We start from the raw sequence: 25792 nt of genomic DNA on the forward strand, positions 1-25792 counted from the left end.
ATGTTTATGTAAAAAGCTGTCCTGTCTGCGGATTACCTCCACATTCAGGACAGCGAAGTAAATCAGTATGTGTTAGACATGTCAGTTATCAATCAAAATGATGAGGGCCAATGATTATCTGCTTGGAGCTTGCGGGTAATTGCCTACCACTCCTGGATATTGATACAACAACGGCTCATCAAATGTAGCATAGTCAAAGTTGACCATCAACAGCATGATCCGTCTTCCTGTCTTCGGGTCACTGATGATAATATGGTCACGTCCCGCTGCTTCAATAATACCTTGGAATATGCGAGCGTTCCATTCTTTATTTCCTTCATATGTCATGTAGAACGTACCGAATTTACCAAGATTCAGACGTAAAATATTCTCAATGTATGACTGCTCAAACTGTGGAGCCGTTGTTGTAATCACTGCACCCGTTGGTGTCATTGGGCTTCCACTGGATACGAGTGGGGGTACACTTGTCGAGCTTGGTGATACCATCCCTGGCGTTGGTGACATGGCAGGCATTCCGTTACCAATTTTGTAAGACGTACCTTGAACCTGAGAATTGGCTTGTTGACCCAACACAGAATTGGCTTGCTGACCCAGTGTTTGAGTCGTTGGTTGATAAGGCTGATTAATCATAGTGATTCCTCCCAAAATTTAATATACTTCCGGACAGTCATCGCCTGTCGGACTGAAGAAACAATGCGCTTTGAAACGTCCTGTATTTTGCTGGTCATACCATGTTGGTGGGCAGTCGCCCACAGGTCGGAAAAACCACAATGAATTGCTCGCTGGCCAGATGCGCTCTCCATTGATCACCCGTTGTGCGAGACGAATCTCGGACTGTCTTGCCCGTTGGTAAAAGTACCCCTTCTGTGTTGACTCGTAGCCTCCTGGATTCTGGAATACCATACGATTGATATCGCGAATATCCTTGAAATCCAGACAATCCACCAGCACTCGGTTCACACCTACATTGCCCACAAGCAACATACCCTGTTCGCCGTCACCTTCAGCCTCTGCCCTCATGAGCCTAGCCAGCAGCTTGACGTCCTCTGAGTTGGCTTTAATAACAGCCATAGTCTGTTTCCTCCCTTGTTTCAGCTGTTCATCACCGTACATCGTATTGTGCAGGAGCCCATTCGGTGACACGATTCCATCTTTTTTCCATAAAAAAAAGCCCGGAACCTCACCCAAGGTGAAGTCCCGAAGCAACTCGTTTCTTATAATACTCGCCTGTTTAAGGCTTGGCTTCAATCCAATAATCATAGGCATGAACAATGTTGCCTTGGTAAGCCTGATGTTCAGCCAGCAGATCCGGAAGCTTGGCAAGCTGAAGTTCCATCTCCGCTGCCCCTTTTTCATAAAAAGAAATATGAGGACCTTCGTGGTTCTGCTTCATTTCTACCGAAATCATTAACCTTTTTTCCAAACGATCCGCGATCTCCATCTCCTGGCTCACAACAGCAGCAATCCCATTGGAACCTTCGGCGTTGTTACGGAAAGCCATCAGCGACACATGATCGAGTGTACGGATCATAAATTCAGCCACAGATGTATCCTTTCCTGGCAACGCGAAGCTATCCAGCCATACAGCAAGGTCTGCGCTTGTTTCGAGATCACTGTCCTTCTTCGTTTCTTCCTGGAAAAATGTAATGTTGGCAGCCCATTCGATCAACAGGGTGTCCCGACTATTCTCCCACTCTGGCAAAGTGTACGGCTCAATATCCAGATGGATGCCTTCAAATCGTTCATCCGGCTCGGATTCAGCATTATAGTTTTTCACATAATCAATCAATCGCTTAATGCGTGGACGATTCTCCTTTTTGCCCCAGATGGGGTGTCCACCCATCGCATGGATCTCAATGCCCTGCGCTTTTGCCCGTTTCACAAAACTGCGGTAACTGGAATAGGGTTGATCCAGGTCCAAACGGACATACAACCAGTTAATATTCTGCTCTCTAGCAAACGCTAGTATGTGCTCTCCCCCGTCATTTGTCACCTGAGAGGCCTCCCAGATATACGTTCCCCGAATCTCTGGTTGATTGGATGGAATCTCCGGTGATGGCAGTTCTGATGGCTCCAGTTGTCCCCAGTATACGATGTCATGTACAGCAGAACCTGCGTAGGAACTATGTTCGCTGAATGCGGAGGCAACTTCTTCAATAACGCTTTCCAGTTGTGCTGCACCTTTACCGGCAAATGTCGTGAACTCCTCGCCAGGCATTGGCTTGGTGTTCAACCCAACCGTAACGCTCACATTGCTAGTATCGGCCCAGTTCATTTCCTGTTCAATTAAACGTATAATACCATTGTTCCCTTGCGCGTTATCACGGTAAGCGAGTAAAGTGACATGCTCCACTCGTTCAATGAACCAACGTGACAATGGTTCGTTATCTGCATCCTCAGAAACTCTATTTCCTGTGACGGTGTAGGAATCCAGCCAAAATGGCAGGTCAATATTCACTGCAACTGCGCCATCCTGTCTCACTTGCTCAAATAACAGATTCATATTGGCTACCCAGGATTGTACCAGTGGCTTAGCATCTTCTTTCCAGGCTGGTAACACATAGGGCTTGATATCCAGATGTATGGCATCAAATTGCTCGTTGGTCTCAGCAGCTTGATTGTAATCACTTACCCACGAGGCTAATCTGAGCATGGGACCTTCACGACCACTGATTGCCCAGGATGGATCGCCTCCCAAAGCTTCAACCGCAATACCCGCACGACTGGCTTTGGCTATGAACGTCTGGTATACCTCCTTGGGCATCGTCATGTCTACATTCACGTACAGTCTGTTTATCTTATGTTTAGCTGCATTGGCCAACAGCTCATCTCCGTTGCTAACAGACTGTGCCTGCCATACCCAGGCCGCCCGTATATCTGCGCCGTCAGCTTCAGCAGGTGACTCATTCCCTATCATTATCATCCCTCCGATCAGCAGTAACAGCCAAAATACCTTCCGGGATTGTTTCCCGAACATATACTCCCTCCATTCCTCTACTGTTGTAAAATCACATTTATTATAGCAACCGAGTTATTAAAAACAAATAAGCCCAAGTGCTTAACTTGGGCTTATTGCTCTTAAGTTGGGATAGCTTAGGGCTCGCCCGGCTCAATCCCGGTTCTAGTCCTCATATATCATTTTTCGGGTCATGCCTCCATCAATAACGAGGTTGGTCCCTGTGACAAAGGTATTGCTTGGATCAGATAAATATAGACAAGCACGGGAGATATCCGAAGGAACACCCACACGACCGGAGGGATGCTGTTCATGATCCTCCTTTTTCAATTTCTGCGCGTCACCTGTCTCAATCCATCCCGGACTGATACAATTGACCCGAATTTGGTCCTTGCCCAGTGAGACCGCCAGCGCATGCGTTAGAGCTACAATCGCTCCTTTGGATGCGGCATAAGCTTCGGTATCCGGCTCAGACATCAGCGCACGGGTAGAAGCCATGTTGATAATGGCACCTCCATGTTCATTGCTTTTCATATGTTTGGCTGCTTCCCGACTCGCCAAAAAACAACTTCTCACATTGGTATTGAGTACATCGTCCCATTCTTCCAGCGTTAGCTCATAGGGTGACTTCCACTTGGCGAGTCCTGCATTATTCACCAGAACATCGATTTGCTTGAATTCTTCCACGGTTGTACGAAAAAGATTCGTAATATCCTGCTCGCTCCGAACATCACATTGAACAAAGATGGCTTCTCCGCCTTCATTACGAATGGAAGCTGCGGCTGCCGCCCCCTCCGCTTCCTTGTAGTCAGCAAGTACAACTTTGGCCCCAGCGACCGCATAAGCCTCAGCCACACTCCGTCCGATTCCCTGAGCGGCACCAGTTACAACAACAACCTGATCTGTAAATGACATATTCATTGCCTCCTCTATGGTAATGATCCTTTGATCATAATTTCATTATGCCTCTTCTTATATAAATACACGTCAGGGCCATTAAGAAACGCTTGTCCAGTAAATAATCAAAAAAAGCTCACGCCATCTTGGCGCAAGCTGCTCAGTTTAACCACGTAGGCGTTCAGAATATACGCGATTATATCGCTCGAAGCCTACATAACGTGTTCCTTTGAACGAGAGCCGTCCTTCATCCCCCTCAGCGCACAAACCATACTCTTCGCCATTGACTTTGAATTCAAGCCGATCTCCACTTTCTACTTCAAAGGTGACGTAGTATAACGTTCGTGCTGTACTGCCCGGTTCAGATTGCGACTGACTCATCTTCATCCGTCTGCTGGTGATTCGTGAAGGCACGGTCAATAGCGGCTCCGAGTTGTTGCGTCCCCACCTCCATACCTCCTTTCCCATCGACAGAAGGACTATACCTATAATCAGAACAAATACAACCGGAAAGACGGTTCCAAACAAATCAAACATCCAGGATGATTCAATGCCCATGTCTCTCCCTCCGTTCATACAACTTAGGACAGCCGGAGTCTTGACCCGTCTCCTGTAATGTATATGCGGACGAACACGGAACTTGTTAATCCGATTAAATATTTGAGCAATAAAATCAAAGAATGAGTGAATAAATATGTTGCGCTTCATTGAATGACTCTCGTCCGCTACCGAAACATTGCCGATATTATTTCTGGTCATCATATATAACCAAGCTATGTACAACATCAGCTCCAACTGAGATAACAGCCTTGAGTAAAGCACTGCTATCTCAGTTCAAGCAAACCAATGTTACCATTGTGGATGCATATTTAATAAAGCAAAGGACAATTAGCCTAGGTTAATAACGTACTCATGCTAATTGTGTGATCACAAGATGTGCGGATACAGGTCTAGTTCCGCCCGCAAGTGGCGTGATTGTTAATGCTGTAGCATTACCAGCCGGGTTCCGCACGGTCAGAATAGAATTAATCACGGTTGTCTGCACCAAAGCCATACCAACAATCTGAGACGTTCCCGTTGCTCGCCCAACTACAGTAGGAGCCAAATCTGCCCCATTGAGAGTTAAGATTAGTTGACCTGCTTCATTGATGCTCACCTGGAATAAAATCTGATACGTACCAATGGCTGCTAGATTGAATGCACTAGGCCCCGTGCGGGCGATAGTTGTTCCACTTGTTGGCCCATCCTGAGGAAAGCTTACATCTGTACCGGGAGCAACCGTTGCTGCATTATCAGGTGACATCAGTGCGAAAAAGTCAGCGAATCCCAGTACGCTTCCGGCTACTCCTGTTGCACCTGTAGATCCTGTTGCCCCAGCGGGACCCGCTACTCCCGTTGCACCTGTCGGACCTACTGCTCCAGCAGGACCCACGGCTCCTGTTGCACCAGCTGGGCCTGCCGGGCCTACTGCTCCAGCGGGGCCTACAGCTCCTACTGCTCCTGCAGCTCCTGTCGCACCCGTCGGCCCAACAGCTCCGGGAAAACCTTGAGGTCCAATCGCTCCGGCAGGTCCGGGATTACCCTGCGGACCTTGTGGTCCTACAGCCCCTGCTTCTCCCGGAATCCCCTGTGCTCCCACGGGGCCAGCAGGTCCCACCGGACCTTGAGCGCCTACCGCTCCAGCAGGACCTGGCTGTCCCTGAGGTCCTTGTGGTCCAGGTGGCCCTCCTGCTGGTCCTTGAGCTCCAGGTGGCCCTTCTACCCCTTGTTTACCTGGAATACCTTGTAAGCCTTGTACGCCTTGTATACCTTGTGGTCCTGTTGGGCCAACAACAGTAGGGTTAGATATGTTCACTTCTGGAGGCGGACATTTTACTTGAACGAATTTTTTAACCACTTTCAGTCGGCGGTCTTTTCTTTTAACTTTACATGGATGTAATGTTGCCTTTTTTCTCTTCATACGTTTCTTCACTTCTGAATAACTCACAGTGTGGACACCTCCCTATAGACATAGTTTAACGTACGTATGCAGATGAATAGATGCGTGGACGAACAACCAATTTAATTAAAAAACTCCGCTGATTATCAGGTAAAACAATAAAATCGGTAGCAACTGCCTGTATGTTTAATCTATTTTGTTTATAACCATCGATTAAAGTGAACTGGTTTACGTGAGGAGATTGGTTCACCAAAAAACTCATGCCATTTGGGCATGAGTTCCATGATTTAACCACACAGACGTTCCGAATAATACCGATTAGTTCGTTCAAAGCCAATATATCCTGTCCCTTGAAAGAGGGCCGTCTTACATCTGCGTCGGGTGTACAACGATATATGAGTTTTGACAAAAGGGCAACCATGACCTCCATAACGTGTTGAGTTCACTTATGCTGATTTTTCGATTGTAATATTCTTCATCACAATTGATCTTGTGTTCTAACGATTCTGCCAAGTAAAAATGCGTTTCATCATAACCAACGACGGGAACAAAATGCAAATAACGTTGTTTGGGATGTACTCTAATAAATAATATAACAGGCACCCCTTGGCTGATCTGTTTCTTCAACGTATTCACATTTCCACGTAAGTACATTGCCTGATATCCTAGCTTCCTGAAAAAAACAACGACCGCTTTGGGATATACTGTCCCATCCAGTAATTTGCGAGGATAGGTTTCATAAATCTTTGTTCCGTTGGACTCCAAACCGAAATGTCTCAAGACAAAAGCACTGGAAAATGCAGCGCATTCGTAGTTTTTCTGAATATCCAACCGATTTGAAGATTGAATGTAATATGTACTTGGCACATTGACTGTGTACATGCGATCTTTCTTAGGAAAACTGAAATAAAGGGAGATCACCCAGAGGATAATCAACCAAAGTAAGACATTGAGAAACAATTCGTGACCTCCTTCGCTTCATCAGACGATATACTCTACCGTTTAAGTATCCCTTTCGCCAGATAACAGACTGTAAGTCACTATATTCTCATAATGGTCGTAAACCCATTGAGCTTCTCTGGATGTACCCTCATTTGTAAATCCGATTTTCTCAGGTATTGCTCTGCTTTTAAAATTGTTTTCTGCACATTGAATGATTACACGATTTAACTTCAACTCGTTAAAAAGATATTTAAGCAATTGTTCTATTGATTTGGTGATGATTCCTTTGCCCTGTGCTGACTCTGCTAAAAAATATCCAATGCTCGTTGTTCGATTGTTCCAATCAATATAATGCAATCCTAACATCCCGACCAATTGTTCATTGAACCATATTCCGGAATCAAAACCGTTCCTCTCTTCATAATTATGTGTCCATACATCTATTACAGAATCTAAGTCTTTGGGCGATTGTCGTTTATCGACCCAGAGTAACCACGCTCTCAAGTACTTTCTATTCTCATCAATCAACGCGTACAACTCATCTCTATCTTGAGATTGGATCAGCTTTAATACAATAGATTCATTCACTTGAAAAGGCAGCATCCTGTTCCTCCCACTCAATCTAACTATGAGGTTATTTTAGGTGTTCATTCCTCGCACCAGTTCTTTAAAACCCATTCTTTAATTTGTTCAGCTACTCCCACTGCTGTAAGTTCTGTCGTATCAATTGTTTGCATTGGCGGGTCAAACGCAGTTTCCGAATTCTGGAGTAACCAATTTGCAAAATTCTTGTGATCTTCTATCAGGTTCTCGTCCCACCCACGAACTCTTAAACGCGTCTCGCGAGTAACATTGTCACAATGCAAATTCATATATAGAATTCGATCAAATCGATCTATGTAATCGGACGATGCAATGTTTTCCGGCACCATCGTTCCACATAAAACAGTCCCTCGTCCACTTAGGGATATGCTATACACAATCCTCAACCAATTCTCTTTGGCAATCTGCCAATCCACGTTATCGATGATATCCATATCAAAGACGTCAAATTCGGGAAGTTGCTTCCGAACATGTGAAGAGATCGTTGTTTTTCCTGTTCCACTTGCGCCTGTCACTACAAAAAGTGGTAATTTTCTCATAACTAGCTCCTTTAGTTAAAATAAAATTTGATTTATTACGTTCTCCATTGATCTGCTTTCAAACCATAAATAATCCTGTTTAAATATGCACCGTTAATATATTCGTAATCTCTTAATTCACCTTCACGTTGAAAGCCTACTTTTTGTTATTTTCTATTGTTTGTTCTTCTATATATTTTTTAATAATCATTTCTCCTTCAGTTGAATTCAAAAATTCTCTTATCTCATTCCCTTTTGATTTTTCCAGCGAAGTAGATTCTTCTCTTTCAGTTTTAAATCCAAGTAACATTATTGCTATTCCTAGGCTAATTAAAGTGAAAAAATCACTATAAGTATTCACCTCTTTAACAGAGATAGCGACCTTTATATTAGGCAAAACTATAATAGCCATCACTGCACATCCAAGAAACAATGGGCGAAAACTAGATAAAACTTTGCTTAGTTTCAAACCCTTACTTGCCATTATTCTTTTAATCACAAATTCCATTAAGTCATACAGGATAAGAAAAAATGCTGCTATCGATATGTATAACAACCACTTACCAGTCACATTAATATAAGGAGTTAGTCTTAAGATTGATAAAATAATGAAGCTAACTCCGGCCACCTTAGTAAAGGTTGCGTTCAATGTAATTCCCCCTATTGTAGTTTTGGTCAATAAACAAACAATTGTAAATTTCCCCAAAAAAATTAGATAACACCACGCTTTTTCGGAAACTTTTAAATATTATTCTTATCACTGAACTCAATGCAAAAAGGTTGCATCTCAGGTTTTAAACAATACTCTATTCTTTCTCTGAAGTTTTTCCATTCGACTTTTAAAATGGCTTCTTCGATCGGAAAGAAACCAGACTCTAAACTCTCCGTTGATGTGATTAATTCTCCTCCTATTGGTTTGGCTAGAAATAATGTGTTACATATTGAATTCTCGATATTTTGAAATATTCCACAGAATTTGATGATTTCAATGTCGATTCCGGATTCCTCTTTTGTTTCTCTGATCGCAGCTTGACTTAGAGATTCTCCTTCTTCTACTTGACCACCTGGCATTTCCCATCCTCTTCGTGGTCCTCTAATAAGTAATAATTCATTTTGTTCGTTGATCACGATTGCAGCGGCAGATAAGATATGTTTTGGATGGCTCATTTATTCGACTCCTTCTTAAGAGATTAATATACGTTTGAAGAACAATTTATTGCCAGGCTAAAAGAAGTTATATATTCCGTCTTCAAAATAATTGTATTCTTCATCCGTTATTCTTAACTTTCCATACCCTTTATAAAAGATTTCTCTATCTCTTTCATTATCAAAAGCATTATGTTTCGGTCTAATGGCTAATGCTACATCATATCTTGGATCGCCATAAGCTGCTCCTGCCCAGTCAATAACTCCAACAATATTGCAATCATTAACTAGCACATTATCTATAGTGAAATCTCCATGAATGACAGTGTTCTCTATTAGTTTTGGTCTTGCTTCTTTTAACTGTTGAAGTAGTTCTGCTGAGCCGTCTACAGCAAAGTGAGTTAGATTATATTCTGCTTTGTTGAGCATTGTATCTAACCAAGGAGTTAAATTGTTCAATAATTCAACAGGACAAGAGCATGCATGTAATTTCTTTAAACAAAGCCCAAAGTTAAAAATCGCTTTTTCTTTACTTTGGAGGTCAGGCATTTTAGAGAGAAATTCTCTTAAACTTATTCCATCAATGTAATCCATCAGAAGCCATCTCGATGTGTCCTCAGTATGAAATGAATATACCTTTGGAACAGGGAGTCCCGTATGGTAAAGGTATTGGAGCACCTTATATTCATCGGATAACCATTCATTATAAAGATCGTTTTCTGTCTTCTTGATGATGTACTTTTGATCAAACGTATCCAGAATAGCCACAGTAGAAGTATGACCTTGCTTAGGAAAAGTGATTTTCTGGACTTCCCCTATATGTTCTTTTATTTCAATTGAGAGATCCTGAATGTTCATAGTTTTGTCCTTTCTACAATTTCATGTCCTTTCTCTTTCAGATAAAGTCAATAAAAAAAATCCACATTTTGAGTGATTTACCTTAATTATTTCTATAATAACCCATGCTACAATATTTGCGAAGTGAATTTAAAAACGCATACATTTATCAACAAATCAAAAAGAACACTCCCGCAGGAGCGTTCTCCATGAATCATTAGTCTAAGCGTACATCAGATCCATCTTACTATAATTTTCTCTCACATACGTTTGTAGTTGTACAAGCTGATTTATTGCTTCTCATCTGAGTTCTATTTAGATGGAACTAAAGAAACGACTCGCTAGAACCTGACGCAGAGCAGATCTATGATTGTCAAAGGCACTTGCATAATCTCGTTCATGAATTGCTCTACGTTGATGCGAATTTCAGTCACTTTGTGGTAGAAGACGTTGTTAATTACATCGGATTTCAGCCATTTCCATAATCCCTCGACGGCATTTAGTTGAGGGCTGTAAACTGAACCAGAACAACCTTCTATCCCAGAACCACAGCCTGAACAACCATCTGGGGATCGTGCTATCCTAGTAGTCACATTGACAACTGGTTTAGAGAAAGAATACGATCTTCCAATGAGTGAGGTAAATGCATTCCTCAACTGGTATGATGCTCGTGATGGAGGAGCTGGACCGGCCAAGTTCGCCATCAACAAATACAGCAACAACAAAGGTCCATTTAGTAAGCGTACAAATTACGTGATATTCGATAAAATTCTAACGTTTGAAGTAAGTGAATATACGACCAAATAAAAAGAAAGAGCAGTGAGGTAATCCCTCCTGCTCTATTTATGTATTCAATTCAGGAGATATTTCATTAAGCCCAATTATACTACCGGTCATAAATTCCAGAAAAAAACAGAATTGTTCTATTGGAGATAACTTTACCTTGGAAGTATAACAGCGCGGGAGACATCACATACATTTATAGGAATGGGGCAGATAAGTATTATCAAGCGGTCCGGATTCTCAAACGTTTACTAGGCCGAAGGCTACTGCTGAGCTGCAGACAAACAAGAGCCGGACACGCTGCTTGATAAAACTCTATAATTAAAAATAGAGCCCCACTAACTTTTAGTAGTGGAGCTCGTTCATAATTTATAAGTCCAATTATTTAGTTAATGCATAGAATAAGAATAACTTGTAGTCCGAGCCCATACCTGTAGCAGTTACAGTTCCTTCAGAGTTACCTCTAGGACCTGAAACGGTTGAGTCAGGATACCAATTCACATAACCCCAGCCTGTAATATAATTAAAGGTATTAGAAGTTGGATTTTTACTGAGAACCTTTCCAACTAAATTCCGATATTACCCTAAATTTTCTTTGGTAAAGCTGACATTATAGAGAATCCTAAGATTACACTAGCCACAATCACTAAATAGTCATTAACAACAATATATTGATATACAGAATCATTTAACCATCCAAATGAGGCCCATACATAACTTAAAGAAACAATAAGAGCCGGTAAAGTTATCAGTAGGAAACCCGATGTGTCCTGTTGTTTTGTTGATCTCAATTGTCCTCTAATCATTAATCCAAGAACCACACCAATACCTCCGAAGAAAACAATTGGTATAATTGTTATCAAAAAAGGACTAACATCAAATCTCGTTCTGGCTTGCGTAAGTTGGTTATTGAGTAACATAGATCCAACTGCGAATAAAACAATAATTAAAACAAGGTAAGTCAAATTTTTGAGAACTCCATTTGCTATAGTTTCCATTTAAGTATTCCCCTCTCTTCTGTCGGATATCCTAACTTTAACAGTTGTAGGATTTAAAATCCAAATAATAAAAAATGACTCCTCCAGCTTTATGCCAGTGAAGTCATATTTACCGATGCTATCGGATTTGTTCCTATATCACCATAATTATCCTTTTTGTTAAGATTAGTCTGAGACAATGAACCAATCGAAGTTCTCAGGACCTACACGAATAACAGGTACCAGGCTAGTGCCTATAAAAGCAGTGTACGTCAATTGTAGTAAGAGTGGTGGATTGAAATCTTTTGCTGGAAATGTGATAATCTGTGGTGCCAGAGGGCCAAAGTCATTCGTAGATGTCGCGGAATAAATAACTGATTCAGTTGCTAACGTTCCTCTTACAATAGTAATCGTGATAACAACCGAGATAACACTTTCAAAGTGTCCTTTAATCGCCATAAAAAAATACACCCCCTAGAATTTCATCGGCTAAACCCAGAGGTTTTTCCAATGTCCTATTCTAGGGGGGGGGTACTTCAGGGGCAAAACGTTGATATATCAGCCTTCTTTGATCCGTTTTGATAACTAAGCGTACATCAAGTCCATAAACCCGCGAGTTACTTCTCCACCTTCGGCTGGTTCGGGCTGGTCTGCCTGTGCGTGTTCTGCCATGCAAGCCTTCACCGCTTCCTCTGTCGTACAACGATTCGCATCGTCACATGTGTAGCATAATTGAAGCATATATCTGGTTAATTCATCCGCCTGCGTGAATTGAGTTTGACCGTTGGTTCTCATCTTCATCACTCCTTCTCTTGTTGAGTTAAATATATCACCTTCTAGAGGATTTATTTGTGATTTATTTCACAAACTAAGCGAAAAAAAAAAGGAACCCTCAGGCTCCTCTAATTTCCCTATCTATTTACATCTATTACATATTGCACTTATAGTACTTTCCAATGTACACCGCCATCTACCGTTTGCAATAACAACGATCTTTTGGCATCTGTATTTTCAACCAATATCCAGCCAAGCTTGGGGTTAACCATCTGAATCTTCACAATTTCCGGATAATCTTCGAGAATTTTCTCCAGTACACTGCTTGCAGGAAGAGCGCTCCACGTTTTGCCCGCATCCTTGGTGTGGTAGGTTATGCCCTTTTGCATCGCCCAACCTTCCGATGCGTTTAGAAATACCGGTGAAAGGTTACGATTCGGACCCTTTTGTTTGTTTAAAGTGAAATTGGACAGCTTCCAGCTCTTTCCGCCATCGGTGGTAAAGAATCCATTGAATGTCGTGCTCTCGCCTTGAGAACAGGACATTGACATCCAGGCTGATTGCGCTTCACGTCCAAAAAATTGTGGTGAACTAACACTGAAATTACCACACCCGTTGAATTTGTTTCGATCAAAGAAAGATGGTCCAGTATTCCAGTTCTCTCCGCCGTCTGATGTTACATACAACTTCGGTGTGCCGAACTCCAGCGCTGTTAAGAAACCATGCTTTGGATCCGAGAAAGTCATCCCCGTGGTGTATCCACGTTTGGAAATCTCTTCTGCTTCCTGTTTACCATCTTCATCACTGGATGACATCCGATTCCAGGTAATTCCACCGTCCTCGGTGAAGTAAAGTTTCTTGTCCTGTTTACCAATAGCGGTATCAACCGTGGTGAGAATCCAGCCTTTTTCAGGAGATACAAATGAGATCGCAGTCACTTTATCCGTCTTGGACAGAGAAGACAGGCTCCAAGTTACGCCCCCATTGTTGGTGCGAAGCACCATGGTATCTGTTCCACCCATGCCTTCACGAACAATCCAACCATGTGCACGATCTACAAAATAAATGCTTTGTCCATATTTAGGGTTAGCCGGAAACTGTACATTTTCCGAAGGTGAAATATTAGTCCAGGTCTTTCCCTGATCCTGAGTGTAGTACAGGCGCAGCGCATTCCGCGTCACACCCCACGCCAATCCTCCGTTGTCATTGAGCAACTGAAAATCGGTCAAACGAGTCTGTATCTGGTACTTGGCCATATCTGCAGATTCTGTACTGTTCACAGGGGGAACGACAGTTAATGTCTGCCCTGTATTCCCGGCGTCCTCCTGCTGCTGCGGAGGCTCTGCTACCGGAGGTTGATCTGAGTCGGTGCATGCAGCCAATACAGCTGCTATACCTATAGACAGCAATGCTGTCTGCGCGATTTTAATCCATTGCGAACGCAAGTGGGTTCCACCTCTCTCATCCAATATACAGGCGCGCATGCCTGTCCTATGGCGTTTTATTTACGATTCATCAGAATCCACTGCTCCTATTCTACCACAAACCTTATGTAAAAGGCTCATAGCCCACTCACGGACAGCCCATTCCTTGTTCCATCTTATGCTCAGGCTAATATGTCGCGCACATTTATTACCATTAATTTCATCCTAAACTGTTTTTCGACGGAATAATTGGTAAAAAGACATGAAATGTGAACTATTTTATAGACAACACTCGCTTTATATTCTCTAATCCCTTAATATGGATGGGAGTATAACCCAAAAAGGAGAGGATATGAACATGACAAATAATGCAGCTCTGAAACCAAGTCGTGTCGTGATTGTAGGCATGGGTGCGGTGGGAACAACAACGGGATACACGCTAATGTTGAGACAGCGTTCGTCCGAGTTGGTATTTGTGGATGTGAATCATGATAAAGCAACCGGCGAAATGCTGGATATGAACCACGGTCTGCCGTTTACGGGAGGCGTGAAAGTATGGGCTGGCGATTATTCCGACTGCAAAGATGCAGATATCATTATTATTACAGCGGGTGCTTCCCAGAAGCCGGGCGAAACTCGGATTGATCTGCTGAAGAAAAATGCAAGCATTTTCAAAGATATTATCGAGCGTATTACTGAAGTGAATTCTCATGGTATTTTGCTGATTGCAACCAATCCTGTAGATATTTTGTCCTATACTTCATGGAAACAAAGTGGATGGCCTGCTTCCCGTGTTATCGGTTCAGGTACATTGCTCGATAGCGCACGTTTCCGTTACTTGATTGGTAAAAATAAAGGAATCGACCCGCGTAGTATTCACGCACACATTATTGGTGAGCACGGAGATTCCGAAGTACCGGTATGGAGCCTGGCTAACGTTGCAGGAACAGATCTGGAATTGGATGAAGAAACACAACAGGATATCTTCGACCGTACCAAAAATGCAGCGTATGAGATTATTAATGCCAAAGGAGCGACTTCCTATGCAATCGCCCTCGCTCTGGACCGCATTGTAGCTGCAATTCTCGGCAACGAGGGCTCCGTTCTGAACGTGTCCACATTGCTTGAAGATTACAATGGCGTATCGGATGTTTACCTAGGCGTTCCATGCGTTGTTGATCGCAACGGTGTGCGCGAGATTCTGCCTCTTCCGTTGAATGAAACCGAGAAAGTGGCTTTCCAAGCATCTGCTAACAAATTAAAAGAACAAATCGCTGGATTGGAGTAATCCGACCACATAATCATTCATACCGTGAACGATTAAACATATTAACCGTTGTGAATTAGAATATCTGTGCTAGCTAAAAGAACCATTGTTTCTTCCAGAGAGAAGAAGCGAATGGTTCTTTAGTTTGACTTCTATTTATATGAGTATTTAGATATCAGATATTAGTTTACATAATATTAATTATGTTTAAATATCCATCATTAAATCAATAACAACAAAAGCCTGTCACTTGGACAGACTCCTTTTTGGATTAAATATTGGCTTTTTTCTTCTAATATGACGGAAGTTTAACGTCCAGCAGAGCCATAGCCTCTTCTTTCTCCCTACTGGTGACGTGTGTGTACACGGTTGTCGTTTGTATCGATGCATGACCAAGCAGTTCCTGAACCGTACGCAAGTCGGCTCCACGCCGTAACATCATGGTCGCGAAGGAGTGACGCAGCTTATGACTGGAGTAGTTTTGACGTTGATTGGCTGGTGATTCCTGCTGGAAGCGTTCAAAAGTTTCCGTAGATATGAGCTGGATGCTGCGAATCGACAGTCTTTTCCCTTTTTGCGAGACAAATAACGCTTCCTCTTTTGGCCTCCAAGGATCGAGACGCTCAGCCATCGCTTGAGATAATACTTTTGCCACGGTCTCCGGTACAGGGAGCGAGCGCCATTTACGACCTTTACCAAATACATCCAATGTACGTCGCTCCGCATTATAGTCTTTGCAATCCAACGCATGCACTTCTCCAACCCGTAATCCCATATATCCCATCAGTAGAAAAACAGCCAGATTACGTGTGCGATACTTGCCTTCTACCGACTCCAGGAAACGTGTCAGCCCACTTTCATCAAGAAAAACGGGCGCACGGTTTTTTTCGGTTTTGGATTTCTTGATCCCAAACGCCGGATTATTTGTTAACAATTCGAGTTCAATGAGGGACTTGTAAAAACAGTTCACCGCCGCATGTTTGCGATTTCTCGTGGCATCACTAACCCCACGCTCCCGAGCGCGGGACAGAAAAGACAACACATGCAGCTTTTTGACCTGCTCCAGTGACTTTCCTTGAATGGAGACCAGGAATTCCACCACGTCACCCGTGTATGATTTTACCGTATGGCCTGTATATCCGGCATCCTTCATCCATATGTGAAAAGCTTCTAGCTCGTCCGCATATTGCTCCTGGATCTCCTCAGTCATCATCTGTCTACGTCACCTCGATTCGGTTCTTTAAAATTGACTAAGATTATTTACGCTGATACTACGATGACAGAACAACCTTCCAATCGCTGTTACCCCCAGATTTTTCTGATTCCCTTTTCTAAAGGGGAAAATCCGTGGATAAAGGCGAAGCGTATGCTTCCGAAGTAGCTTTCTTGCAGAAAGCTTTTAGCTTCGCTTTTTCAGGTTCTTTCTGTCCTCTCCGTTATCGTGTAAATGAATAGTTCAATTTATATATTTATTATAGTCTAAGCTAAGCAGTGCTCCTACGCTTCATCCACAATGACAACGTCAATCAGCGGAATGATCGCTTCGGGTTTGCCTTGACTACGGGTAAGTACAAACGATGGCAATGGATTCTCGTGCAGCCCATTCACGGATTCACAGATCTGAGTATATAAATTCATGTGCAACGTCTCGCCTTCACCCGCCACATCAATGACAGGCCAATCGTTCTGAACGCAGGCAGGCCAATAAGCCAGCTCATTCGCAGGTACGATACTTAATTGTTGAATGGACGGATCAATACGGTAGATCCCTTGCCGTTCAGGTTCATCGCCCAGCTTGTCCACGGCAAGTATTCCAGCAGACTGCTCATCTGGTGCAGAATAGAGTGAATAACACCACGGAGTCACTCCCCATGCGATCGCCATCAACCCTTCTTCCAGCAACGTATCCGACAGTTCCCCTTCCGCAAATTGTTCGATCAGATTATGGTTACCTGGTCCAATCAGTTCCTCCACACGCTTAGCGAGTCGAGGCAGGTCAGCGAGAATAAATCCTCCTCTCCCGTAGGAGTCAAACACATGATGGTTTCTGCTCCACACAGCTTGAGATGGTGAACTCAACGACGCTGCTTCTGCCGGGAAAAGCGATATATATACGGTGATAACTTGCGCATACTTAACCATTGCAAGTTGTTCAGGTTCGAGTGTACCTTCAGCAATACGAGGTGTTTTCATATGCAGGGAGATTCGAAGTTCGTATTCCCCCTCCTGAAATGCTGCCCAACCAAGATTAACAGACTGTTCAACGCCTTCAATAGAAGCAATGGAGATCGAGCTATCCGGTTTCAGGTTAACAGCATACTGCACGTATGCTAACTCCTGACCATAGATGATATTGGCATCCTGACGATTGACGGGTGAATCCAACTGTTGTGCAATGACAGATACCTTACGTCCATCCTTCAGAAGACGCTGTGGATCAATATCCAACTGTAAGGTTTGTGAATCCTCTAATTGTGAAACAATTAATTGCGCCTCTGCAAGTACAGCTGAGTCAGCCAGTGCAAATCCAAAAGCTGCATTTTGATGATCTGAATTCGTATGTAATGGTGTGTTCATGATACATCCCCTCTCTTATGTCTGATGGCATGTCACATCCCCAAATATATTTCATATTTGGCTTAGCCGCAACCCCGCCCCCGTGATTAAGTTCGTCACGTCCCTAATTACTTACCCATATATGAAGAAAATTCCAACCTTCCCCTGCTGTTATCTTCCTTTATCTTTCTATATAAAAAAATCCCCATCCCGCTTCGCCTAAGCGATACGAAATGAGGATAAATGAAGATGTTCTCGGTTAAAGACGTTCTCAACTAATCTATTTATCCTTCGCTCTCAAAGCACTGGAGATCCGGCGTGCCGGATTCAGATGACTATGATGACGTCCATACGCAAAGTAGATAATCAATCCGATGATCAACCAAGCAAAAAACGTAATCCATGTCAGAGCCGCAAGGCGTGTCATCAAGTATACACAACCCAAGGCACTCAGAATCGGAATCAGTGGCACAAGTGGAACGCGGAAACCGCGTTTGAGATCAGGATTATTTTTACGCAACACGATAATGCCCAGACTTACAACTGCAAAAGCAAACAACGTTCCGATGTTCGTAAGCTCCGCCAAATGTCCCAGCGAGATGAACCCGGAGAACAAAGCGACGATGATGCCCGCAACCCATGTCCCTACCGCTGGAGTCTGACTTTTACCACTAACCTTGGAGAAGACCGGTGACAGGAGTCCGTCACGAGACATGGAATAGAGCAGACGTGTCTGACCATACATCATGACCAGTAATACCGTCGTAATACCCGTAATCGCTCCTAAGGACACAATCCAGGACAATTCCTTCAATTGGACAAATTCAAATGCAAACGCAACCGGATCACTTACATTCAACATGTTATAAGGCACAATCCCTGTCAGGATCAACGATACAACGATGTAGAGAACGGTACAGATCGCCAGTGACGCAATAATTCCGATCGGCAAATCCCGTTGTGGCCGCTTAACCTCTTCTGCCGCTGTAGAGACCGCATCAAATCCGATGTAAGCAAAGAATACGGTTGCTGCTCCCGCAGTTACGCCTGAGATACCAAAAGGCAAGAATGGTTGCCAGTTAGTTGGCTCTACATAGAAGACACCTACACCAATAAAGATCAGCACCACGATAATTTTAATCGCTACCATGATACCGTTAGCACGAGCCGCCTCTTTCACCCCTCGGGTTAACAGGAAGGTGATGATTAACGTAATGACCGCAGCCGTGATATCAAAATAGGTTCCTTTTTCCGGGCTGAACGCACTCGTCAGCGCATGTGGTAACTCCAATCCAAATCCGGACAATAACGTCTGGAAATATCCAGACCATCCGCTGGCTACCGCTGCACTCGCGAATCCATACTCCAATATCAAATCCCATCCCAGAATCCAGGCAATCACTTCGCCAAAAGCAGTATAACTATACGTGTACGCACTACCCGATGCCGGTATGCTTGAGGCAAACTCAGAGTAACACAATGCAGCGAAGGCACATATGATACCTGCCAGCAAAAATGACAGTACAAGGCCAGGGCCAGCATACGTTGCGGCAGCTACACCGGTCAGCACAAAAATCCCGGTACCAATAATGGCACCCACCCCAAGTGTGGTTAAGTCCAACGGACCAAGCGCCCGTTTCAATGCACTGCTGTTATCGCCCTCCGAGGCAATTGGTTTTTTACGAAATAATGAAGATTGATGTTCGTTCTCACGCATAGTCATGTTCCTCTCGTCATGAATCTTGATTGTGCTATGGATGTAGCAGCGATTGGATGGCTTCCCATCTGTTCTATGAAAAAGTCATTTGTTCTATCTTATCGATCACCTATAAAAACCTATCGAATTCTACACGTTATCGCGTTGCTTGGTTAAATTTATTTTTAAGGATCACTTATTTTGTTCTTTTTTCGCGAAAATTATCATGAACTGTTGCACGTGGACAAATATGAAAATCGATTTAAAACAAAACTGCGTATAATTTATATTATGCGCAGTTTTTATGAGCCTATTTTTACGTAAAAAATATCTTATATCCCTTGTTATCTGAAGTTAAGAGAAAGAGAGCTCTTTTCGTCTTTTTCCGCTGTATCTTCCTCCCTTATCCTGTCTAATTCGACGATATGAAGGCATGTAAAAGAGCCACATATCATTATGCGGCTCTTTATTTCTTACTATAGGTAGAGGTGTATATAAAAATACGAACTGACTTCATTTCAGGTTTTTATGAAAAAGTAAATTATGAAAAAGCGATTCTCTCCGCGTCCGACATCCGGTATTGGGATAACAAATAATCTTTGCTCTGCATCACCGTATCCCGAATTGCGTCCAGATCAACATTCAACAGCTTACCCTCTCGCTTCACGAGTCTACCTGCCACAAAGACCGTATCCACATTGGATGGATTGGCAAATTGCACAACAGCGCCGATTGGATCATGAACGGGGAACATATTCAGATCGGTGGTACGAATCATGATCAGATCCGCTTCCTTCCCTGGGGTCAACGTACCCACCTTCTGCTCCAATCCCAATGCTTGGGCACCAGCTGAAGTAGCAAATCTCAGCACTTGGCTGGACTGCAAGTTCAACTCACCAGGCATCTCACCCTGCTGCAGAAGTTGTTCATTAGCTCTGGATCGTTCAGCCTGAAGTGCAAACTTCATCTGCGAGAACATATCTCCGCCTGTGGACGTCACTACATCTACACCAAGTGTAGGGGTTCCCCCATGTTCAAGAAAATAGCCGGTGGCTGGATATCCATGACCCATCATCATTTCAATCTCAGGTGTGACCGACAAGGAAGCGCCACTATCTGCCAGCATTTTGTATTCATCCATACCCATGGTGTTACCATGAACGATATTCACCCGTGGACTTAACAGTCCCGCTTCGTACAAGTGGTTAATCGAGCGATCCACAGATCCCCAACTGCCAAATCCGGCATGCATGGAACAGATTGCATCCAGTTCTTGTGCTAGTTCGATCTCTTTCACGGTTGTATCCCAATGACTGAATTCTGGGCCACGAATGGCAAGCCCATAAGTAAGTAATTGATCCCGTGATGAAAAATAACGTTCTTTGACTCTTCTCACATCATTATTCGAATACGTGAGTTGACTATCCCGATTCCAGTAGTCCGTCTCACCAGGGACTCCATGAGCAAATACCGCCCGAATGCCAGCATCCTGAAGTCCACGAATCAGTTCATCCGTATGGTCAGGGGAATACGGCATGCTCCAATCCATTACTGTCGTCACTCCTGCGTTAAGCGCTTCCAAGGAACCGAGCAGGTTGGCAATATAACTATCTTGTGGACGGAGCTTGCTTCCCATCGCACCATAATAGAGATTTTGCAAATAAACTGGCAAGGACCAGTTGGTCCCCGCTGTTTTGACCAGTGATTCCCACACATGCCGATGCGTGTCCACCAGCCCAGGAATAATAATCATGGATGAAGCATCAATGATCTCTGCATCCGGAATATCCAGGTCGGGCTGGATCGCCATGATCAGTGAATCCTGAATCAGAACGTCCGCCCTCTTATACTGTCCAATTCGAGCATCCATCGACAACACACAGCCATTTTTCAACAGATAACTTGTCCGCACAAGACACATCTCCCATCTGATTTGCTTTGAAAGACGATCATATCCTGCTTACGAATCCGTACTGCTTCTGACTATTTTTTCGCTAGTATATATACATTATATAGTTATTGTTAGTATTTATCAATTTTGGGATTTGCGTTTCGCCCGAAATCTTCTGACCTTCATCAGATTTCCACACATCTTATCATCACAGTACTTCTGTGTTCTGCTTCGGGTATCATCATAGAACATCCAGCGACAATCCGAATTATCACAGATCCGAATCCTGCCTCCTTCTCCCTCTACCAAAGTCAAAACAAAGTCAGCAGCTACCTCAGCCATAACCTGATGCCAACCCGTTTCTATAGCTACCAGTTGGAGTTTCAGTTCCTGATCAATTGTAGTCAATGTTCTTCTCACATGCCCTGCTTCCATAACGCCATTCAACCATTGTTTTTCTATATCCGTTAATGATGCTCCAGAAGACAAGCGGGCTCCAAGAGCCAACAATTCATTCCTGAAGTTTCTCATCGACAACTCATCTTCTGGAGATGCAGGGACAGAAGCATTAAGTTGCCATCGTTCCAGAAAGTCTTGCTGCCAGCTCGCCTTCCCGAGTCTGTCCTCCGATCGATCTCCCCCACGCCAGTCATGATAATCGCTGTTTACAAAATCGGTCCATAACCTGTCCATATATACCTCCGTTTGATGTAACCATCTAATTAAACAAAGAAGGTTACAACTCATCTTTGATGTGTTATATTAAGTGTAACCTCATTAATCAGTTTTAGCTAGTTACATCACAAATCACAATTATACGCAAGGAGGAAAAGGCAATGACAAAAACAACAGCACTAGATGTGTTACTTATTCAAAAGGATGATACTTGGGATCAATGTAATTGGATTGTACCTTTGTCGAAATCCTTGGAGGGTCTTACAGCAGAACAAGCAGCCTGGATTCCACCCTCAGGGGGATTAAGCATCTGGCAGTTGGTTAACCATATGTATTATTACAACCATCGCTTATTATGTCGCATGCAAGGTAAGGAGCCTACCCTTCCTGCTGTAGACTCCAATGAATACACATTTGGGAATTCCGGAGATGCAACGGACGCAGCTGGATGGAATACACTGCTACAGGGTACAACTCGATTAGCCCAGCAGTTGCGAGATCAATTGGCTGCACTACAAGAGTCAGATCTTGATGCCGCATATATGGACTCCGAAGAGAAATGGGCACACGAACTAGCTCGCTGGGTACTCCATGATGCGTATCACGCAGGTCAGATCGTGCTCCTTCGCAGACAGCAAGGAAGCTGGAAAATCGTTTTCTAAAAAAAATGCTTGAACTGCTAGCGCTTACAGGAATAAGATGAACTTATTAATGTTACAGCTTGTTCAACACACTATATAATTGAATAGGATCTTCGGGGTAGGGTGCAATTCCCAACCGGCGGTGATGTTCTTCGGAACCAGCCCGCGACTCGCTATTAGTTCTTAACGAAGGACATCTAGCGACTGACTTGGTGTGAATCCAAGGCCGACGGTACAGTCCGGATGAGAGAAGATCAACACATTGACATGCCGTTCTCGGGAAGGCCTCTTTCCTGACGCATGTCTTTGGATGAGCCCCCGTTTATTTGGTATATACCAAAACGGGGGCTTTTGTCGATTTTGCCAACTGAAGATTCCGTGTTCTGACGAAGGAGTCCTGAATATGGAAAAGACATCAGCAGCATCACCTGTTTACCGCAAGGAACGAAGTAATACTGGATTCTGGCTTGTAGTTCTCGGCGCCGCCTTATGGGGTGTCGACCCACTCTTCCGCATTATTTTGCTAAACACGATGACATCCACGCAGATTGTACTGGTGGAACACATCATCGTCAGTCTTATTGCCATACCCGTGCTGTGGAAATTTCGGGCTGATCTGAAAAACCTACGCGCTCGCCACTGGATTGCCGTGATTTTTATTTCATGGGGAGGATCAGCACTCGCAACGGTATTGTTCACCATGGCACTAACACATAACGATCCGAATACGGTGCTTTTATTGCAAAAAATGCAACCACTCTTCGCTATCGTTCTGGCTAAACTGTTACTGAAAGAAACGTTGCCTCGTCGCTTCGGTGGATTGTTCTTCATTGCATTAGCAGGAACCTACCTGCTTACATTTGGCTTCACATTGCCATTAGGTAACTGGGACAACTGGATTCATGCTGGAAGCTTGTTATCCCTTGGGGCTGCTGCCTTATGGGGAGGTTCAACCGTTATGGGCCGATTGATGCTGGGACAGGCGCGTTATGAAACGGTCACCTCCCTTCGCTTTGTCGTTGCTCTCCCGCTCCTGATTTTTATGACGTGGAACGAAGGTGCGGCATGGACATTTCCGTCCGGAACGGGTGAACAGACTGCTGTCATCCTCAATATTCTCGGTCAGGCATTGTTACCAGGTTTGCTAAGTCTTTTGTTGTATTACAAAGGTCTGTCGTCAACCAAAGCATCTGTTGCAACACTCGCGGAACTTAGCTTCCCGATGGCGGGTGTGTTGGTGAACTGGATTGCTTTCCGTACACTGATTACATGGGAGCAGCTGCTTGGTTTTATCCTGATCTGGGTGGCCCTCTTCGCCATTTCCAGACAGCAGGAAAGATCATCAACTGCGGCCGATGCTGCACCGAAGCTGCGTACAGATTAAGTAGATATATCTGAGGTTCACATATAAACAAATAGTCAAATATAAAATAAAACCATTGCACATCAAATTAGATGAGCAGTGGTTTTTTATTTCCATTACTCAATTTACTCGATATTACTCGATCATTTTCTCAATTAGCACTATGAGCTATTCCCCTGTGCTTTATTTCTATATCACAAATGCAAATGCTCCTCTATTCTCTCCTTTCATACCGAATATCAAAATCATCGCGCTAAGTCTCTTCTATGTTTTGTCTTTTATCCAATCCGGTGGTACGATGACATATGGAATAAACAGATGAATTATATTCAGAGAGGAACGATCATGATGTCTTCATTCTCATATACCTCCTACGACGCCGTAGGTTTGGCTGAACTGATCCGATCCCGGGAAGTATCCCCGGTTGAAATGCTGGAAGCGGCGTTTGCACGCCTTGAAGAAGTGAATCCGCAACTTAATGCGGTAATTCGTACATATGAAAATCGGGCACGGGAGGAGGCTGGCTTGGTTCGCCCTGGAGAACAACCTTTTGCCGGTGTGCCCCTGCTCCTGAAAGATATTTCGCAATCCTTGGAAGGTGAATTTCTGACTTCAGGCTCACGTTTGTTCAGCGAGCATCGTGCATTACGCAATTCCAATTTTGTCACTCGACTCCGTGATGCAGGCTTTATCTTCATAGGACATACCAATACGCCTGAATTTGGCTTGAAAAATATCACAGAGCCCCGCCTCCATGGTCCAACTCGCAATCCATGGAATATCAATCACTCCCCAGGTGGTTCAAGCGGTGGAGCTGCCGCGGCTGTAGCTTCGGGTATTGTTCCTCTCGCTGGAGCCAGTGACGGAGGTGGTTCGATTCGTATCCCGGCTTCCTTTAGCGGATTGTTTGGATTGAAGCCAACACGCGGGCGCACACCTGTAGGACCGGGAGTTGGTCGTCAATGGCAAGGCGCATCGATTGATTTTGCCCTCTCTCGCTCGGTTCGGGACAGTGCTGCATTGCTTGATACGTTACAAGTCATTCAGCCCGAAGCTGCGTTCCATGCTCCACTCTTTCCAGGCAGTTACTTGGCAGATATGAGCTATCCACATCAACGCAAACTGAAAATTGCATACACAACGGATTCGCCCGTGGGTACACCTGTCAGCGCAGAAGCCAAAGAGTCTGTATACAAGCTCGTTCGCTGGTTGGAAGATCAAGGTCATCATGTTGAAGAAAAACTGAGTCCAGTCAATGGAGTTCGGTTGATGGAGAACTATTACATGATGAACAGTGGTGAGATGGCCGCGATGATCTCTTCCATGGAACGATCCATGGGCCGGGCTCTGACCTCCGATGATATGGAGATTGAATCCTGGGTTCTGGCTGAAGCAGGCAAAAAGGTGTCCGCTGCGGAATTTGTACATAGCTTAGCTGAATGGGATGTAGCTGCAGCCCAGATGTCCACTTTGTTCGAGCGTTATGACTTCTACGTCACACCTGTTAATGCTTTTCCTGCGCCTAAGATTGGGGAACTGACACCTCATGACGAACAGATCCGTAATCTGATGCGAATCAGTGAATTGGACAAGACCCAGCAGCAGCAACTCATCTATGAAATGTTTGAGCCAAGTCTTACGTATACACCGTTCACCCAGCTTGCAAATCTGACAGGCCAGCCTGCGATAAGTGTACCTCTGCATGTGACACCTGAAGGTTTGCCAATGGGCGTTCAAGTGATGGCAACCAAGGGACGCGAAGATTGGTTGTTACATCTGGCTGGACAGCTTGAACAATCAGACCTCTGGATTGGGATGAAAGGTAATCCGCTGTTCCCAGCATAAACGCAATATTTCACACGTTTCTCATGAGTAATCTTTCATGCACCCTATTCTTATTCTTCATA

General features: G+C 44.0%; 26 protein-coding genes, 1 pseudogene and 1 riboswitch. Of the genes and pseudogenes, 5 read left to right on the forward strand and 22 right to left on the reverse strand.

Annotated features, from left to right (window positions below):
- Positions 1 to 114: 114 nt before the first annotated feature.
- The 13 genes and pseudogenes from gerQ to QNO02_RS17255 form a co-directional block, all read right to left on the reverse strand.
- Positions 115 to 573: a spore coat protein GerQ gene (gene gerQ / locus QNO02_RS17195; RefSeq protein ID WP_036613981.1), complete on the reverse strand. Its 459-nt coding sequence runs from the start codon at positions 571 to 573 to the stop codon at positions 115 to 117.
- Positions 574 to 648: 75 nt separating this feature from the next.
- Entirely contained in the window at positions 649 to 1071 is a 423-nt protein-coding gene (locus tag QNO02_RS17200; protein ID WP_074095421.1) for a cell wall hydrolase, read from the reverse strand.
- A 160-nt stretch (positions 1072 to 1231) separates the two neighbouring features.
- Complete coding sequence (locus QNO02_RS17205) at positions 1232 to 2917, reverse strand: hypothetical protein (RefSeq protein ID WP_249912505.1); 1686 nt, start codon at positions 2915 to 2917, stop codon at positions 1232 to 1234.
- 204 nt (positions 2918 to 3121) lie between these two features.
- Positions 3122 to 3871, reverse strand: a complete 750-nt coding sequence (locus tag QNO02_RS17210) for a glucose 1-dehydrogenase (protein ID WP_249912504.1) — start codon at positions 3869 to 3871, stop codon at positions 3122 to 3124.
- A gap of 147 nt (positions 3872 to 4018) precedes the next feature.
- Entirely contained in the window at positions 4019 to 4411 is a 393-nt protein-coding gene (locus tag QNO02_RS17215) for a DUF2500 domain-containing protein (protein WP_017688132.1), read from the reverse strand.
- Between the two features lie 352 nt (positions 4412 to 4763).
- Positions 4764 to 5840, reverse strand: coding sequence for a collagen-like protein (locus QNO02_RS17220; RefSeq protein WP_289389475.1), 1077 nt, complete (start codon positions 5838 to 5840; stop codon positions 4764 to 4766).
- A gap of 318 nt (positions 5841 to 6158) precedes the next feature.
- The gene (locus QNO02_RS17225) at positions 6159 to 6674 is read right to left on the reverse strand and encodes a C39 family peptidase (RefSeq protein ID WP_289392808.1); all 516 of its coding nucleotides are present in this window, start codon (positions 6672 to 6674) and stop codon (positions 6159 to 6161) included.
- 120 nt (positions 6675 to 6794) lie between these two features.
- A complete protein-coding gene (locus tag QNO02_RS17230; protein ID WP_289389476.1) occupies positions 6795 to 7337 on the reverse strand; it encodes a GNAT family N-acetyltransferase in 543 nt (180 codons plus the stop codon).
- Between the two features lie 44 nt (positions 7338 to 7381).
- A complete protein-coding gene (locus tag QNO02_RS17235; RefSeq protein WP_289389477.1) occupies positions 7382 to 7876 on the reverse strand; it encodes an ATP-binding protein in 495 nt (164 codons plus the stop codon).
- Positions 7877 to 8012: 136 nt separating this feature from the next.
- Positions 8013 to 8504 carry a hypothetical protein gene (locus tag QNO02_RS17240; RefSeq protein WP_289389478.1) on the reverse strand — a complete coding sequence of 164 codons (492 nt, stop codon included), beginning with the start codon at positions 8502 to 8504 and terminating at the stop codon, positions 8013 to 8015.
- Positions 8505 to 8596: 92 nt separating this feature from the next.
- Positions 8597 to 9022, reverse strand: a complete 426-nt coding sequence (locus QNO02_RS17245; RefSeq protein ID WP_289389479.1) for an NUDIX hydrolase — start codon at positions 9020 to 9022, stop codon at positions 8597 to 8599.
- 57 nt (positions 9023 to 9079) lie between these two features.
- On the reverse strand, positions 9080 to 9859 hold the full coding sequence (locus QNO02_RS17250; RefSeq protein ID WP_289389480.1) for a phosphotransferase family protein: 780 nt from the start codon (positions 9857 to 9859) through the stop codon (positions 9080 to 9082).
- A 320-nt stretch (positions 9860 to 10179) separates the two neighbouring features.
- A pseudogene (locus tag QNO02_RS17255) lies at positions 10180 to 10353 on the reverse strand (IS630 family transposase); the annotation flags it as partial.
- Positions 10354 to 10468: 115 nt separating this feature from the next.
- On the opposite strand from QNO02_RS17255, the gene QNO02_RS17260 reads away from it, so the two are divergent.
- Positions 10469 to 10645, forward strand: a complete 177-nt coding sequence (locus QNO02_RS17260; protein ID WP_353959070.1) for a galactose oxidase — start codon at positions 10469 to 10471, stop codon at positions 10643 to 10645.
- A 560-nt stretch (positions 10646 to 11205) separates the two neighbouring features.
- On the opposite strand, the gene QNO02_RS17265 is transcribed toward QNO02_RS17260, so the two are convergent.
- From QNO02_RS17265 to QNO02_RS17280, 4 genes are all read right to left on the reverse strand, one after another.
- Positions 11206 to 11619 carry a hypothetical protein gene (locus QNO02_RS17265; RefSeq protein WP_289389481.1) on the reverse strand — a complete coding sequence of 138 codons (414 nt, stop codon included), beginning with the start codon at positions 11617 to 11619 and terminating at the stop codon, positions 11206 to 11208.
- 165 nt (positions 11620 to 11784) lie between these two features.
- Positions 11785 to 12057, reverse strand: coding sequence for a hypothetical protein (locus tag QNO02_RS17270; protein WP_053061591.1), 273 nt, complete (start codon positions 12055 to 12057; stop codon positions 11785 to 11787).
- Between the two features lie 126 nt (positions 12058 to 12183).
- Complete coding sequence (locus tag QNO02_RS17275) at positions 12184 to 12393, reverse strand: hypothetical protein (protein ID WP_091029464.1); 210 nt, start codon at positions 12391 to 12393, stop codon at positions 12184 to 12186.
- Between the two features lie 146 nt (positions 12394 to 12539).
- Positions 12540 to 13817, reverse strand: a complete 1278-nt coding sequence (locus QNO02_RS17280; RefSeq protein WP_165980201.1) for a WD40/YVTN/BNR-like repeat-containing protein — start codon at positions 13815 to 13817, stop codon at positions 12540 to 12542.
- A 337-nt stretch (positions 13818 to 14154) separates the two neighbouring features.
- Here QNO02_RS17280 and QNO02_RS17285 point away from each other — a divergent pair, with 337 nt between their 5' ends.
- On the forward strand, positions 14155 to 15084 hold the full coding sequence (locus QNO02_RS17285; RefSeq protein WP_289389483.1) for an L-lactate dehydrogenase: 930 nt from the start codon (positions 14155 to 14157) through the stop codon (positions 15082 to 15084).
- Positions 15085 to 15355: 271 nt separating this feature from the next.
- Here the strand turns inward: QNO02_RS17285 and QNO02_RS17290 are convergent, their stop codons facing one another.
- The 5 genes from QNO02_RS17290 to QNO02_RS17310 all read right to left on the reverse strand — a co-directional run bounded on the left by QNO02_RS17290 (position 15356) and on the right by QNO02_RS17310 (position 21899).
- Entirely contained in the window at positions 15356 to 16276 is a 921-nt protein-coding gene (locus tag QNO02_RS17290) for a tyrosine-type recombinase/integrase (protein WP_091029457.1), read from the reverse strand.
- A gap of 284 nt (positions 16277 to 16560) precedes the next feature.
- Positions 16561 to 17640: a hypothetical protein gene (locus QNO02_RS17295; RefSeq protein WP_289389486.1), complete on the reverse strand. Its 1080-nt coding sequence runs from the start codon at positions 17638 to 17640 to the stop codon at positions 16561 to 16563.
- Between the two features lie 259 nt (positions 17641 to 17899).
- Positions 17900 to 19336, reverse strand: a complete 1437-nt coding sequence (gene bcaP, locus QNO02_RS17300) for a branched-chain amino acid transporter BcaP (RefSeq protein WP_289389487.1) — start codon at positions 19334 to 19336, stop codon at positions 17900 to 17902.
- 520 nt (positions 19337 to 19856) lie between these two features.
- Positions 19857 to 21227: an amidohydrolase family protein gene (locus QNO02_RS17305; protein WP_502921833.1), complete on the reverse strand. Its 1371-nt coding sequence runs from the start codon at positions 21225 to 21227 to the stop codon at positions 19857 to 19859.
- A 120-nt stretch (positions 21228 to 21347) separates the two neighbouring features.
- Positions 21348 to 21899 (reverse strand): CGNR zinc finger domain-containing protein, encoded by a 552-nt coding sequence (locus tag QNO02_RS17310; protein ID WP_289389489.1) that lies wholly within the window; start codon positions 21897 to 21899, stop codon positions 21348 to 21350.
- Positions 21900 to 22042: 143 nt separating this feature from the next.
- On the opposite strand from QNO02_RS17310, the gene QNO02_RS17315 reads away from it, so the two are divergent.
- From QNO02_RS17315 to QNO02_RS17325, 3 genes are all read left to right on the forward strand, one after another.
- Complete coding sequence (locus QNO02_RS17315; protein WP_289389490.1) at positions 22043 to 22543, forward strand: DinB family protein; 501 nt, start codon at positions 22043 to 22045, stop codon at positions 22541 to 22543.
- A gap of 84 nt (positions 22544 to 22627) precedes the next feature.
- Positions 22628 to 22781: riboswitch (FMN riboswitch) on the forward strand.
- A 144-nt stretch (positions 22782 to 22925) separates the two neighbouring features.
- Positions 22926 to 23906, forward strand: coding sequence for a DMT family transporter (locus tag QNO02_RS17320; protein ID WP_091029445.1), 981 nt, complete (start codon positions 22926 to 22928; stop codon positions 23904 to 23906).
- A gap of 327 nt (positions 23907 to 24233) precedes the next feature.
- On the forward strand, positions 24234 to 25730 hold the full coding sequence (locus QNO02_RS17325) for an amidase (RefSeq protein ID WP_289392809.1): 1497 nt from the start codon (positions 24234 to 24236) through the stop codon (positions 25728 to 25730).
- Positions 25731 to 25792 lie beyond the last annotated feature (62 nt).

Source organism: Paenibacillus sp. PK1-4R (assembly GCF_030369595.1).
Lineage (GTDB): Bacteria > Bacillota > Bacilli > Paenibacillales > Paenibacillaceae > Paenibacillus.